Origin of the sequence: Aurantibacter sp., from assembly GCF_039941195.1 — a bacterium.
GTDB lineage: Bacteria > Bacteroidota > Bacteroidia > Flavobacteriales > Flavobacteriaceae > Aurantibacter_A.
This window is the reverse complement of sequence record NZ_JBDVFA010000027.1, coordinates 1-14989: the sequence shown is the minus strand read 5'-3', so window position 1 is coordinate 14989 and position 14989 is coordinate 1. Positions and strand designations below refer to the sequence as shown.

Annotated in this window: 15 protein-coding genes; 14 read left to right on the top strand and 1 reads right to left on the bottom strand. The window is 34.4% G+C overall.

Features of this window, described 5'->3' with window-relative positions:
• The first annotated feature begins 8 nt into the window (after positions 1-8).
• The 5 genes from ABJF52_RS04845 to groL all read left to right on the top strand — a co-directional run bounded on the left by ABJF52_RS04845 (position 9) and on the right by groL (position 4045).
• Positions 9-536 carry an LptE family protein gene (locus ABJF52_RS04845; protein WP_348147087.1) on the top strand — a complete coding sequence of 176 codons (528 nt, stop codon included), beginning with the start codon at positions 9-11 and terminating at the stop codon, positions 534-536.
• Positions 537-642: 106 nt separating this feature from the next.
• Entirely contained in the window at positions 643-1536 is an 894-nt protein-coding gene (locus ABJF52_RS04840; RefSeq protein WP_348147084.1) for a hypothetical protein, read from the top strand.
• Between the two features lie 5 nt (positions 1537-1541).
• The gene (secG, locus tag ABJF52_RS04835; RefSeq protein WP_348147081.1) at positions 1542-1919 is read left to right on the top strand and encodes a preprotein translocase subunit SecG; all 378 of its coding nucleotides are present in this window, start codon (positions 1542-1544) and stop codon (positions 1917-1919) included.
• Between the two features lie 183 nt (positions 1920-2102).
• Positions 2103-2381, top strand: a complete 279-nt coding sequence (locus ABJF52_RS04830; RefSeq protein WP_348147078.1) for a co-chaperone GroES — start codon at positions 2103-2105, stop codon at positions 2379-2381.
• Positions 2382-2407: 26 nt separating this feature from the next.
• Entirely contained in the window at positions 2408-4045 is a 1638-nt protein-coding gene (gene groL / locus ABJF52_RS04825; RefSeq protein WP_348147075.1) for a chaperonin GroEL, read from the top strand.
• 94 nt (positions 4046-4139) lie between these two features.
• Here groL and ABJF52_RS04820 read toward each other — a convergent pair whose 3' ends face one another.
• Positions 4140-4949 carry a histone H1-like repetitive region-containing protein gene (locus ABJF52_RS04820; protein ID WP_348147072.1) on the bottom strand — a complete coding sequence of 270 codons (810 nt, stop codon included), beginning with the start codon at positions 4947-4949 and terminating at the stop codon, positions 4140-4142.
• Between the two features lie 1352 nt (positions 4950-6301).
• Here ABJF52_RS04820 and ABJF52_RS04815 point away from each other — a divergent pair.
• The 9 genes from ABJF52_RS04815 to ABJF52_RS04775 form a co-directional block, all read left to right on the top strand.
• Entirely contained in the window at positions 6302-6478 is a 177-nt protein-coding gene (locus tag ABJF52_RS04815) for a hypothetical protein (RefSeq protein WP_348147069.1), read from the top strand.
• A gap of 2 nt (positions 6479-6480) precedes the next feature.
• Positions 6481-7059: an ABC-three component system protein gene (locus ABJF52_RS04810; RefSeq protein WP_348147067.1), complete on the top strand. Its 579-nt coding sequence runs from the start codon at positions 6481-6483 to the stop codon at positions 7057-7059.
• A gap of 4 nt (positions 7060-7063) precedes the next feature.
• Entirely contained in the window at positions 7064-7561 is a 498-nt protein-coding gene (locus ABJF52_RS04805; RefSeq protein ID WP_348147065.1) for an ABC-three component system middle component 5, read from the top strand.
• Entirely contained in the window at positions 7548-9458 is a 1911-nt protein-coding gene (locus ABJF52_RS04800; protein WP_348147062.1) for a hypothetical protein, read from the top strand. The genes ABJF52_RS04805 and ABJF52_RS04800 overlap by 14 nt, the downstream gene beginning before the upstream one ends.
• Before the next feature lie 49 nt (positions 9459-9507).
• The gene (locus ABJF52_RS04795) at positions 9508-10077 is read left to right on the top strand and encodes a Crp/Fnr family transcriptional regulator (protein ID WP_348147059.1); all 570 of its coding nucleotides are present in this window, start codon (positions 9508-9510) and stop codon (positions 10075-10077) included.
• 54 nt (positions 10078-10131) lie between these two features.
• Positions 10132-11160 (top strand): NAD-dependent epimerase/dehydratase family protein, encoded by a 1029-nt coding sequence (locus ABJF52_RS04790; protein ID WP_348147056.1) that lies wholly within the window; start codon positions 10132-10134, stop codon positions 11158-11160.
• 110 nt (positions 11161-11270) lie between these two features.
• On the top strand, positions 11271-11810 hold the full coding sequence (locus ABJF52_RS04785) for an ASCH domain-containing protein (protein WP_348147054.1): 540 nt from the start codon (positions 11271-11273) through the stop codon (positions 11808-11810).
• Positions 11811-11951: 141 nt separating this feature from the next.
• Positions 11952-13655 carry a right-handed parallel beta-helix repeat-containing protein gene (locus tag ABJF52_RS04780; RefSeq protein WP_348147051.1) on the top strand — a complete coding sequence of 568 codons (1704 nt, stop codon included), beginning with the start codon at positions 11952-11954 and terminating at the stop codon, positions 13653-13655.
• A 180-nt stretch (positions 13656-13835) separates the two neighbouring features.
• Positions 13836-14989 (top strand): ABC transporter ATP-binding protein (locus tag ABJF52_RS04775; RefSeq protein ID WP_348147278.1); only part of this gene is annotated, 1154 nt, incomplete at its 3' end.

The following is a 14989-nucleotide window of genomic DNA, read 5'->3' as shown; positions in this document are numbered from 1 at the left end:
TAAATATTGTGAATTTACAACGAGCTTTCGGTATACTGATACTACTTATTTCCACTTCAATATTAAGTGGGTGTGGTATTTACAATTTTACGGGTGGTAACATTGGTACGGCCGAAACTTTTCAAATTCCAAATTTTCAGAATTTTGCAACTCAGAATCCGGGTTCTACATTTGAGCCAACCCTTGCAAGAGATTTTACCTTGGCATTACAAGATCGTATATTAAATCAGAGTAGTTTAGATTTAACCAATTCTGCGGATTCCGATTTACGCTACGAAGGTGAAATAATGGAATATCGTGTGTCACCGATGACGGCAACTGCTGATCAGACCGCTGCACAGCAACGACTTTCAATGGCAGTAAAAGTTAGGTTCTACAATAGAACAAAAGAGGATGCTGATTTTGACCAACGTTTTTCGTTTTTCTATGATTTTCCAGCAACATCAAATTTACCGTCAATACAGGCCGAAGCACATGAAGTTATTTTTGAACGTATAACACAAGATATTTATAATGCCTCGCTAGCTGATTGGTAGCGATTAGTTGATGGTTGTTGAAGCTAAAATTTTTAATAGAACAATTGACTTTTGACTTTTAGTAAAAACTATTTATTTTGTACCAATTACTAGTTACTTTCAATACATGAACGTACAAGATTTTTCATATCTACTACAACATCCAGGGAAGGCGATTTCACCCGAATCGACCAAAGAATTGGATGAAGTACTTTCAACCTATCCGTATTTCCAGGCAGCTCATGCCCTTCATTTAAAGGGATTAAAAAACAATAACAGTTACAAATACAACGACGCTTTAAAGGTAACTGCGGCCCATACTGCCGATCGCGATATTTTATTCGATTTTATCACTTCAAAAGATTTTATTCAGAATAGTATTGCCGATACAATATCTGGAAGAACTACCCCCTTGGTAGAAACTGATGTTATTGAAGAAGAAATTATTCCAGAGAAAAAAGAAGTTGAAAATATTATTGAACCGTCGGAAGATGCGCCATTACCGCGCAATCTAAAAGATGCAGATGACATTTTAGACCCCAAAATCTTCGAATCGAAAAAAGAAGCAGAGAAAAAATTACAAATAGGCGAACCTTTAAAGTTCACAAAAAAAGAACGGCATTCGTTTTCTGAGTGGCTACAGGTAACTACGTTAAAAGCTATCGACACAACTAAAACCGCACCAAACGCAGTGGAATCTACTGAAATTGAAGCTATTGAGTTCCCGATAGCAGAAGAATTACCAAAAACTAAGCAATCGCATTTAATCGATAAATTCTTAGAAGACAAGCCAAAAATTACCCCTACTGATAATGTAAAGACGGTAAATATTCAAGACTCTGTTCAAATCGATAAAAACGAACTAATGACAGAGACTTTAGCGCGTGTGTATTTGGAGCAAAAAAAGTACAAGAACGCCATACAGGCCTACAAAATATTAAGTTTGAAATATCCGGAAAAAAGTGGTTTCTTTGCAGACCGAATTCGGGCAGTAAAGAAATTGCAACAAGAAAATAAGTAGTTAGAATGGGTACTTTTAATATATTTTTGATTCTTATCATCATCGTATGTTTCCTATTGGTTTTGGTCATTATGGTACAAAATCCTAAGGGAGGCGGCTTATCATCATCTTTTGGTGGTGGCGGCAGCCAAGTAGTAGGCGGTGTAAAGAAAACAGGCGACTTTTTAGATAAAAGTACGTGGACATTAGCAATATTAGTTATTGTATTAATTCTTGCTTCTAATGTTGCATTAAAAGGCGATTTCGGAACAACAGATTCTAAATTATTAGATGGTGACGATATTGAAACAACAATACCGGAATCTATTCCAGAGTCAATTCCAGAATCTGCGCCAGTAACTGCACCAGCTACAGAAGGTGTAGATCCAACTGACAGCTTATAAAAATCGGACTTCATAAAGTGCCACTAAGCCTTTAAGAACTTCCGTTTACAATATACATGACAAGAAAATGCCAGCTTAATGACAAGCTGGCATTTTTGATTTACAATATGTCAGTTTTTAAGCACTGGCACAATTTCTGCCTATTATAGCCAGAACCTAAAAATTTATTAAAAACTAGAAAATATGGCCAAAGTTAACATTAAGCCACTTGCTGACAGAGTACTTGTTCAGCCAATGGCAGCTGAAACTAAAACAGCATCTGGTATCATCATTCCTGATACTGCAAAAGAAAAACCTCAAAAAGGAAAAGTTGTTGCAGTTGGTCCTGGTACAAAAGATTACGAAGTAACAGTAAAAGTGGGCGACACTGTACTTTACGGAAAATTCTCAGGTACCGAGCTTAAACTAGAAGGAACGGATTATCTAATGATGCGCGAAAGTGACATTCTAGCAATCGTTTAACAACTTAACAAAGAACATTTTTTATTATGGCAAAGGATATTAAATTTGATATTGAAGCACGTGACGGACTCAAGAGAGGCGTTGATGCTTTAGCAAATGCAGTAAAAGTAACATTAGGCCCAAAGGGTAGAAATGTTATCATTAGTAAATCATTCGGAGCACCTTCAGTAACTAAAGATGGTGTATCTGTAGCAAAAGAGATTGAGTTAGCAGATCCTATCGAAGATATGGGTGCGCAAATGGTAAAAGAAGTTGCTTCTAAAACCAATGATCTTGCTGGTGATGGTACAACTACCGCAACAGTTTTAGCACAATCTATCGTAAGAGAAGGATTGAAAAACGTTGCAGCCGGTGCAAATCCAATGGATTTAAAAAGAGGAATCGACAAAGCTGTTGAATCTATTGTTGGTGATTTAGCAAAGCAATCTAAAAAAGTAGGTGATTCTTCAGAAAAAATTAAGCAAGTAGCTTCAATCTCTGCAAACAACGACGAAACAATTGGTGATTTAATCGCTGTTGCTTTTGGTAAAGTTGGTCAAGAAGGTGTAATTACTGTTGAAGAAGCAAAAGGAACAGATACCTATGTAGATGTTGTTGAAGGTATGCAATTCGATCGTGGTTATCTTTCTCCGTACTTCGTAACGGATACGGACAAAATGATTACTGAATTAGAGAATCCATACATCTTATTGTTCGACAAGAAAATTTCGAACTTACAAGAGATACTTCCAATTCTTGAGCCAGTAGCTCAAAACGGTCGTTCTTTATTAATTATTGCTGAAGATGTAGATGGTCAAGCACTAGCTACTTTAGTAGTAAACAAATTAAGAGGTGGATTAAAAATTGCTGCTGTAAAAGCACCAGGATTTGGTGACAGAAGAAAAGCAATGTTAGAAGACATCGCAATCTTAACTGGTGGTACTGTAATTTCAGAAGAAAGAGGTTTCTCTTTAGAAAACGCTTCTTTAGATATGTTAGGTACAGCAGGTAGTGTAACTGTTGATAAAGACAATACAACTATCGTAAACGGTGAAGGTGTAAAGAAAGACATTAAAGCTCGTGTAAACCAGATTAAATCTCAGATTGAGACGACTACTTCTGATTACGATCGTGAAAAACTTCAAGAGCGTTTAGCTAAATTGGCTGGCGGTGTAGCTGTACTTTATGTAGGTGCTGCTTCAGAAGTTGAAATGAAAGAGAAGAAAGATAGAGTTGATGATGCATTACACTCAACGCGTGCAGCTGTTGAAGAAGGTATTGTTGCTGGTGGTGGTGTTGCTTTGATCCGTGCTAAAAAAGTACTTTCAAAAATCGCTACAGATAATGCAGACGAAGAAACTGGAATCCAAATTGTTGCTCGTGCAATCGAAGCTCCTTTACGTACTATCGTAGCAAATGCTGGTGGTGAAGGTTCTGTTGTTGCCGCAAAAGTACAAGAAGGAAAAGGTGATTTTGGTTACGATGCAAAAGCTGATAAGTATGTAGACATGCTTAAAGCGGGTATCATTGATCCAACTAAAGTAACACGTGTAGCTTTAGAAAATGCTGCTTCTGTTGCTGGTATGATCTTAACTACAGAATGTGCTTTAATTGATATTAAAGAAGAAGCTCCTGCAGCTCCAGGCGGTCACGCTCACGGTGGTGGTATGCCAGGTATGATGTAATCCGATTTCGGAAAACACGCATAAATAGAAAAACCGCCTTGATAGTATTATCAAGGCGGTTTTATTTTTGGTCTTCGCGAACGAAGTTATTGTATTAAGCTCTTGCTCTTCTACCACCAGTTTTACGAACAACCATTACTTTGGTTGATTTTCTTCCAGTAGTTTTCTTAGCAGTAGTCTTTTTAGCTACTACCTTTTTAGGAGCCGCTTTACGAACTACCTTCTTAGCTGTAGTTTTCTTAGCTGCTGCCTTTTTAGGAGCTGCTTTACGAACTACTTTCTTAGCGGTAGTTTTCTTAGCTACAACTCTTTTCTTAGGAGCTGCTTTACGAACTACCTTCTTAGCAGTAGTCTTTTTAGCAGTTGCTCTTTTTGGAGCTGCTTTTTTAGCAGTTACTTTCTTAGCAGTAGTTTTCTTAGCTACTACTCTTTTCTTTGGAGCTGCTTTTTTAACTACTTTTTTAGCAGTAGTCTTTTTAGCTACTACTCTTTTCTTTGGAGCTGCTTTTTTAACTACTTTTTTAGCGGTAGTCTTTTTTGCAGTTGCTCTTTTTGGAGCAGCTTTCTTAGCAGTTACTTTTTTAGCTGTAGTTTTCTTAGCTACAACTCTTTTCTTTGGAGCTGCTTTTTTAACTACTTTCTTAGCAGTAGTCTTTTTTGCAGTTGCTCTTTTTGGAGCAGCTTTCTTAGCAGTTACTTTTTTAGCCGCTGCCTTTTTAGGAGCTGCTTTACGAACTACTTTTTTAGCAGTTACTTTTTTAGCGGTAGCTTTCTTAGCAGTCGCTTTTTTTGGAGCTGCTTTCTTGGCTACTTTTTTTGGTGCTGCTTTTTTAGCTACAACTCTTTTTTTAGGAGCAGCTTTTTTAGCAGGAGCCTTTTTGGCAGTCTTAGTCGTTTTTGACATTTTGTACTTTTTAAATTTAAAATATTTAATTGGTTTACTTTAAATTCTCAGATACCAAATCGGTTACGATCACCTAAAGATTTCATAGATAACGTTTTATATTGCCATTTAGTGTAATTCATCGATTTTGCACATTTTTCGAACCACGTAGTTCTTAGTTCATTAGCCTAAAAAATGAGGCAAATTTCCCCGCTAAAAAGAAGTTGAAAAAGAAGTAAAAAAATTGGAGAATCTGTTTTGTATTGTTGTGGATAAAAATCGAGTTGTAGTACAATGGAATTCTGAAATTTTAAAAAGTGACTCCTAACAAAAAATTAAAATTCAGTTTCACTTTCAATCAGAAATAAAATAAATGTCAAAATAATTTAAGCTTGTAACAAATTGAAATACAATAATTTACAAAGAAAAAGGATTTTACATTAGGAAATTAAATTCTCAGAATTCTTTAAAAATTAGGTAGAAAAAAAATGCATAAAAAAATTCGCAACTAGATATAACAGTAAACTAACCACAAAAGTTATAATTCAAAATGTATTCAGAATTTGATTGCACAAATGTGTAAAATAGAAGTATAAAATTATCTCGTAAATCGAAAATCCCTACATGCCTAAGTTTATACAAAAATGGTACGTAAATTTTTTTTGCAAGAAATGTCAATTTTTGTCAAAATGAACGGATTTTTACTTTTTAGAAAATTCGAATAATCATCAAATTCGAGCACTTTTTTTGATTAATAACACATTATATACCCGTTATAAATCTCGATTCTCAATTTTTCTCATTCAGCGTTTAGCAAAATAATCACTTTCAACTTCACGCTTTCGTCACCGGTCATCCGTCATTTTCCCTTTTCACTTTTCGCATTCCACTCTCAGCATATTACTTAAACTTTTTTACTATTTACCTTTTACTATTAATTGACAACTGTTATTTGTTCATTGTTAATTGATAATTGCTAACTGTTCTTTGCTAACTAAAAACCGACTATCGACCAAAAAAATCTGTAAACAACCAAAGATTTGTCTTACAAAATATTTCTTTTTAGTTTAACTTTAGAAAACAAATTTGACGACCAAAAGAACCAACTAAAACCTCAAGAAAAATGAAACCCAATTAAGGAAATCTGTAACCTTAAATGAAAGCAATTACAGAACTTAGAACAGAAAACACCTCCCCCATAAAATTTTAAATTGAAGGTTTACGAATTCATCGCTTGTATGGGTGATTTTAGATTAATTTAAAATACACGCAAAATCAGTCATGTTGGAAAATGAATATTGAAAATAGGAGGTGCACATAATTAAGTTGGCTTATTTCTAATAAAATGCAACTAATTAATAAAAACATAGAATATGAATGAAACTATTTCAATAATTGCAAATATTTGTGGGATTCTTGGATTTTTTATCAGCCTATTTGCTGTAGCTAAGGTGTTCAAGCTTAAACAACAGATTAAAGGAGACAATAACAGCAACGTTAGTCTTAAAGGAAATGTTGGCGGCAATTTTGTTGGTAGGGATAAGAAGTAAATATGGCTGACAACAATAATGTAAGGGTTGAAGATTCGAGTGTAGGCGGAAATTTTGCCGGACGTGATTACGAAGATAAAAGCATCTCATTTGTTAATAATTATCATTCCCGATCAACTTATTTACAAGATCTTTACAGAAGATATGAAGAAGAAAAATCTTCAAATCCCGAGTTTAAAGAACTTTGTGAAGAATTGGATTACTTAAATTCAGTTATTGATAATGAAGTGATTGGTTTAGAAAAAAAACTTGAAGATGGTGGTCGTGAAAAATTGCTTGCTTATGCTCTCGATGTAAAAGATAGATTTCATCGTAAACTTATGAAGACATCACAGTATTCATTAATTGCACAAGACATCAACGTTTACTTACTTGCAAAAGTACGAAGTAGCTTTATGCGAGAAATTTATACACTAATTTGTCAAAATGATTCAGATGAAAAAATAAACCTTCTAATTTCTGAAAGAATTATTAAGCCTGTTCAAGAAGATTTAGGAATAAATTTATTTAGGTACAATGAGGATGATATTATGGGAATGATATTTTTTCTAACTGGAAACTGTCATATAAAATGGAATTAAATATATGTTAGTATATCATCCAGCTTTCGATATTTATAATTGTGCATTTAGAATGTTACAACTTTTGTCCATGATGGAAGGATCAGAGATAGAGCTTGATAAACTAAGAATTTGGGATTTTTATTTAACATTCCCTAACGAAGCTAGACAAATTACGTTTCCAAGAGACTTAATAGAGCTGAAAAGAATATTTAAAAACAAGCCTGATAATCCTTACGAAGATTTAATAGGTCCCAAAAGAATTGCAGAAAGAATGAAACCCTATCAATTATCTGCACTAAGATATTTAGCATCTTATGGATTAATTGATAACTCGTTGTTCTCAAAAAATATTATTAAAAGAACTGAAAAACAATTACCTACTGAATTACAAGAAAAACTAAGTGAATTAAATACTGAAAAAAAGAACATAATAAAACTAGTTAAAGGCTTCAATTTTTTGGCTCTTCGAGGATTAAAAGAAAGGACAGGTCTTTTAGAATTTAGATATGATAGAAAATAAACCCCAAATTGCTATAAAGCAAATTATTATTAGAGACTATAATAATAGTATTGCGTATGACGAATCATTTCATTTTGGTGTTGACATCATTCGAGGTAAAAATAGTTCTGGAAAATCTACAATTGCAAATTTCATATTTTACATTCTTGGTGGTGCTTTTAATAATTGGACATCAGAGGCAAGAAAATGCAAAGATGTAACAGCTGATATCTTAATTAATGGTGCAGATTTTACTCTGAGACGAGATATTAGTGATTCAGTACTTACACCTTTACAAATTTATTGGGGAAATTATGAGAAAGCGAAAAACGATGGTCTAAATTGGAAAATATTTCCGTACAAAAGCAATGATAATATTTTAAGCTTTTCAAATATTTTATTTAATGCTTTAGATTTCCCTGAAGTTAAAGGAGATTTGGATAGTAATATTACAATGCATCAAATCCTTAGACTTTCATATATCGACCAAGAGACTCATCCACAAAGTCTTTTTAGATTTGAAAACTTCGACCCACCATTAACTAGAAAAACAATTTCAGAAATACTCTTAGGGATTTATGATGATTCTCTATATTCTGACAGAATTAAACTAAGAGATAAATCTAAAAATCTAGAATTAAAAGAAAGAGAATATAAAAATCTTGTTAATGTAATAAATCATTCTGGCGTATCTGCTAATAGAAATACTATAGAAAAAGATATTAAGCAAGCAACTGATAATATTGATAAAATTAGTTCAGAAATACATTCACTTAGGGATGCTGAAAAGGTCAAAACCACAAAAAGAACGGAAACCAACACAGAAAAGATTAAAACGGAATTAACCAACTATAAGAATGAAGTAAACCAAATCACTACAAAAATTAATCAATACGATTTAGAAATAGCTGATTCTAGGCAATTTATTTCTACGCTGGAAAAAAGAATTACAGAATTATACAATTCGATTCTAACTAGAAAAACTGTTGGAGATTTAACTTTAACTCATTGTCCTCAATGTTTAGAAAAATTGAGTACTGACGTAGAGGATAATCATTGTAAATTATGCAAACAACCTTTAGAAGTAGAAGCTGAAAAAGCTAATGCAAAGAGGCTTTTGCAAGAAATGCAAATACAAGTAAAAGAATCCTCAAAACTTCTTGTACTAAAGGAAAAGAAATATGCGGAATTTCAAGGTCAATTACCTCTATTAATAGAAAGGCTTAGAAATTCCCAAAAAGAATTAGATTCATCTATTAACAATCCACAATCAACTCGTGATGAAAGGATTGATAATTTATTAGTTTCAAAAGGGTTTATTGAAAGTGAGGTTGAAAACCTAACTAAGCATTTACAAATTGTTGAATTGATTGAACAACTTAAATCAGAAATTTCAGATTTAACAAATGAGACCAAAGAATTAAAACTATCAATATCTGAAAAAGAAAATGACCAAAAATACAAGTATTCTTTGGTAATGAATAAAATAAGAGAAATTACAATTTCCATACTAAGAAAAGATTTGCCAAGACAGGACGAATTCAGAACAGGTAAAATTGTAGAAATCGATTTTCTAAGAGATTCGTTCACATTAGACGGGAATAATAATTTTTCTGCCAGTTCTAAAACATATTTTAAAAATGCAGTAATTTTCTCAATCTTTTTCGCCAGTTTGGAATTTGATTTTATGAGATATCCTCGTTTTATTATCTGTGACAATATGGAGGATAAAGGAATGGAAAAAGAAAGAACTCAAAATTTTCAAGAACTAATCACAAGTATATCTAATGATTATTTAGAAAAAGAGAAATCACACCAAATTATTTTCACGACTTCTATGGTTTCAGATGAACTAAATGACTCAGAATATTGCGTAGGTGAAGACTACAATACTGATAACAAAACATTGAAAGTGTGAAAGCACTATGCCTAACATATCTATAAAAGAGAATTAGTCGCTTAAACCTATGAACAACCTAGTCACCTACATAAAATCCAGAATTGCAATTACGCAAGAAGAATTAAATTTGATAGAACGGTATTTTATTTGTGAAGAAATGGAGGCACAAACCACGCTGTTAGAAGCTGGAAAAACAGAGCGTTACATTTACTTTTTAAGCAGCGGTATTGTACGGGGGTACCAAAATAGTAATGGAAAATTAATTATAGAACATCTTGTAGATCAACATAATTTTTTCACTTCCTTAGAAAGTTTTATAAACGATGCGCCTTCGCCAGATTATTTTGAAACCCTTACTCCCAGTAAACTGCTAAAAATTTCCAAGCCAGATTTAGAGCTTTTAAGAAATTATTCACCTACCTGGAATACGCTCATAGAAACCATTACCAATGAGCATTTACAATGTAAAATGGAAAGGGTTCGGGATTTTCAAACCCTTACGGCAAAAGAACGTTATTTAAAATTCGTGAAAGAAAATCCAAATTTGGCCCTAAACGTTTCTATTGAAAATATCGCATCCTTTTTAGGAATGGAGCCGCAATCTTTAAGTCGCATTCGAAAGCAAATCACTTTCTAACAAATGTTATTTTTAGTACCCTAAAAACGCTTGAAATTTGCTCAAAAACAAACAATGAGCAATGAAATTTCATTAGTAACAGGGGCCAACGGACATTTAGGAAACAATTTAGTACGGGTTTTACTTTCTAAAAACCATAAGGTAAAAGCTGCCGTACGAAATATAAAAAATCAACAAGCCTTTGAAGGTTTGGATTGTGAGGTTGTTCATGCCGATATTACGGATTCGACATCGCTTAAAAAAGCATTTAAAAACGTCACCAACTTATATGCCGTTGGCGCCAACTTTAGCATGTGGGCAAAGAATCCACAAGTAGAAATCTACGATAATAATGTACAAGGAACGCAGAATGTATTTGATATTGCTAAGGAATGTGGCATTAAAAACATTGTTTTTGTAAGTTCTGTAGCAGCCTTAGATTTCACTAAGCTTCCTGCTAATGTTGCCAATGGCTATAATAAAGACCGAAGAAATTGGTATTACAATTCCAAAAACGATTCGGACAAACTGGCATTGGAATTAGGGAAAAAGTATGGCATTAGAACTGTTCTAGTATTACCATCTGCAATGGTTGGTAAAGAAGCACACAAATTAAGTTATTCTAACAATTTAGTATATCAAATCATCAACGGTGAAATTCCTGTGGACACCAACATAACGCTGAATTGGATTGATGTAAAAGATGTAGCCTTGGGTTCATACAATGCTATGTTGCACGGAAGGAATGGTAAACGTTACATTTTAGCCAACGAACAACACACGTCCATGCAAGAAAGCGTAAAAATAGCAGCCAAAGAATTCCCTGAATTGAAATTAAAAACACCAAAAAAGGCACCTAAATGTTTATTGTATTCGGTAGCTGGCTTAATGGAATTCGCAAGTAAATTAACTGGCAAAGAACCGCAATTACAACGGCATTATATAGACATGTTTTATGGCCTAAAACAAGATTATGATATTACGAAATCAAGAAACGAATTAGATTTTAACCCAAAGCCATCCAAACAAGCGTTGATTGAAGCCATGCTCTATTTAAAAAATGATTGGAAAGAACCAAAGCAAACAGAAAATTATAATATATGAGAAAATTGAACAAGGTTCGCATCTAAAACTTATTGCTTTTCTAACCTTGTAGCTTGGCTTGACTTGTTTGACTTATCCGTACCTTCATACGCAACAAAAAACAAGTCCTAATGAAATACCTTTCCCTCCTGCTATTGCTTCTGTTATTTGGCTGCAAAAGCGAAACCAAAAATGAAACCGGTATTGATGAATCGGTAGTTACTTTATGGGACAGTTTTATTTTCGAAAACCCTGAGTTTAAAAATAACGACAGGCCCGAAGCTTGGTTTTTTCACAACAACGAAAAAGATGCCAACCGCTTGGCAGCACTTACCTTAAGCAAAAAGAAACAAGCCGGTTCGGGTTTGTATGCCTGGTATAAAGAAGCCCAAGCAGACTTACCACAAGTAGGCACCCAACATATTATTACAGATTTTAACGGCACAGCAAAAGCGATCATCGAGATTACAAAAGTAGATACCATTCCTTTTAATCAAATTACACCAGCTTATGCTACTTTAGATATGGGTACTACCGAGGAACCCTTGGAGAAATGGAAAAAAGCACATTGGGAATTTTTTGCCAGTACCTTGGAAGAAGCCGAAACAAAACCTTCTGAAGGTATGTTGGTGGTATGCGAATGGTTCGAAACCATTTGGCCAAAAAACTAATTTCTTTTCAATAATAGCACTGCTGCTTTTGTGCCAAAAAGCAGCAATCTAAATGCTATCTGTTAGTTTTAGAAATCTGGGTAGTGCAATGTTCTTATAATATGTAATTTCATAAGTTTTAAAACCATCTCGAAACAGCATATGAGTCATCACGTAAAACAATCTTGGAGTTTCTTATGCATACTCCTAATAGCAACGACTGCTATTGCACAAAATCCATGGCAAGCAAAAAACAATCCCCATGCCGTAGCCACTTATGAAAATGTGGGCTTGTATTGGACCACCCAACTAGCCGGTACTTGCAGTGTTACATATAAAATAGCAAAAAGTAAAACCTGGCAAAAAGGCCTCGACCTCGTTTTCGATGTGCGTAGCAAACAATACCGAGGAAGTATTATTGACTTACTGCCTGACACTACCTACGAAGTAAAATTGAGTACGTCGGCAAGCTCCACAAAATTAAAAGTCACGACGCGAAGCGATAGTTTCCCCATTGGCAAAATCACGACCCTACCCGCAGGAGAAAGTTCTAAAGCGGTGGTAATTACAGAATCGGGAACGCCAGAGGCCTATCATTTAGTGACTGTACCACAAGGTAAAAATTCGACTATTGATGCACGGAACTCTTTTGATCATGCTATAGAAATTAATGCTGATTATGTTATCGTTCGTGGCGTAGAAATTAGAAACACAAAAATTCATGGTATCCGAATTAAAGAAAAGCGACATAATATTGTCATTGAAAATTGTCACATAACTTTTTGGGGACGTATGGGCGGTGCCATTTCATACGGAAATACCATAGGCAATTATGACAGTGGCATATTTGCTGAAGATGGCACTTGGAATCTTACCATACAAAGAAATCTTATTAATCATCCGCGTGGTGGGTCCAACGATTGGGAAACGGGCCATCCAGCCGGGCCACAAGGCATTACTGTAGAACAAAGCGAGGGCGGCAATGTTATTCGCTACAATGATATTGTATCTACCGAAGATCATGGTTTTAACGATGCTATTGGTGGCGGAAGTAACTATTCGAATATTGGAAATATGCATCGCGATTCGGATATCTATGGAAATTTAATACGGAATGTTTGGGATGATGCTATTGAGGTAGAAGGTTCCAATATGAATGTACGGATATATAACAATTACATACATTTATTTTTCGCTGCAATTGCTACCGCTTCTACAACCCACGGCCCTATTTATATGTACAGAAATGTTGTTGGCGAAAGTCGTATTGGTCATGAAAACTCAAACGGTGGCGTTTTTATAAAAACTGGAGAACGTGACCCCTACGCAGGTGGCCGAAGATATGTTTTTCACAATTCCATTGTGCAACCCCAAGGTGTAAGAGATGCTTTTACGGGGCACTCGGTTTCGAATATTATATCGCGAAATAATATTTTTGATGTTCCTGGGCGATTGGCATCGAATAAAGAAACGGTTAGCGATAGCGATTACGATTACGATTATTTTTCGGGCAGAAATAAAGGTGTTGCTAAAGAAGAAAACGGAATTAATTTTTATACCACGCCTTCCAATACAGCATTGTTTATTCCGAATTACAAATTGGAATTTTATCCAAAGACTACTGTAAATAGTATTAAATGGGGAAGATATCCACATCAATTTGGGGATAAAGAAGTTATGATTACTGATCCTGTAATTCAGTTAAAAAGTCCGCTTATTGATGGTGGTGCACGTATTAACGGCTTCAATGATAATTATACAGGGGAAGGTCCCGATTTGGGTGCATTTGAAAGAGGCAAGCCCGCTATTGAATTCGGAAGAAGAGCCTATTTAAAGTATGACGATGGTTGGTGCCCGTGGGAATAATCCGTGATACTTTTTTTTAAATTGTATTTGGCTCACCAGCAATATTTTTCAACGGGATACTATAGGAATAGCGCCTGTGACCGTTTCGAATGGATATTTTTTGTGTTAGTCGTATCTTCGATATAACACAATTAAAAAAAGGACCGCAAGTATTCTTCTATGCCACAAAAAACATCGAACATAAGTCCGTTACAGCTTTTTAAAAAATTAATTAGCTACATAAAACCATATAAACATTTAGTTGTAGCAACTTTAATATTAACGCTGATCGGTGCTTTTCTTGCACAGGTAAATGCATTGATATTAAGGTATGCGGTAGACGAGCTAACGGTGATGAAAGAGGAGCAAAAAACTTTGCAAGAAGGGTTTACGCTTTTAATGACCATTAGCATTATACTTTTATCCAAAGAGCTTATTTATGCCATCGTACAATTCGGGCAAAAGTTCTATGGTGAAAAGATGAAAATTTATATTTCGCGCGATTTTGCGCAACAGGTAGTTGATAAAATACTAACCTACAAAATGGCTTTCTATAGCTCTGCAGAAAATGAAAGTGGAAAATTGCAAACGCGAATTGATTTAGGTGTATCGAGTCTCACACAATTGGTGAAAAATTTCTTTATTGATATTCTACCTTTATTTACCACGGCAATTATTGCCCTATTTTTCATGTTTCAAGCTAACGTTTATGTTGGGTTGGTTAGTCTAGGTATTATTCCCATCTTTTTTTATATCAGCAGTTTACAAGCTAAAAAGTTAAAAGGATTTCGGCGTAAAATGCGTCGTTATCGCGAAACAAGAAATAATGGTATCATCGATTTAATAAATTCCATAATGGTTATTAAATCGTTTACCAGAGAGCCCTTAGAAAGTGAAAAGCATGAAGCTATTCAATTGGATATGACTGAAAACCAAATGAAAACACGTCAATTGAGCTTTTTATTTGATAGCGTTAAAACCTTTACCGAACAAATTGGAGTAGTCGTAATAATCGTATTAACGGCGTATTTTGTACTCAATGGAACCATGAGTATTGGTGCCATTATGTTTCACATTTTATTGTTCAACAATGTATCGGCCCCTATACGCCAATTGCATAGAATTTATGACGAAGTAAATGATGCGCTTATATATTCTGAGGCATTTTTTGATATTATGGATGCTGATGAAACAGAATTTAGTGGCAAATACATTCCAGAAAAAATCATTGGAAAATTTGAAATAAAAAATGTTGATTTTGCGTATCCGAATGGAACAGAAGCACTGTTTGATGTTTCCATGGTTATAAAACCCAATACCATAAATGCATTGGTAGGTTTGAGTGGCGCAGGAAA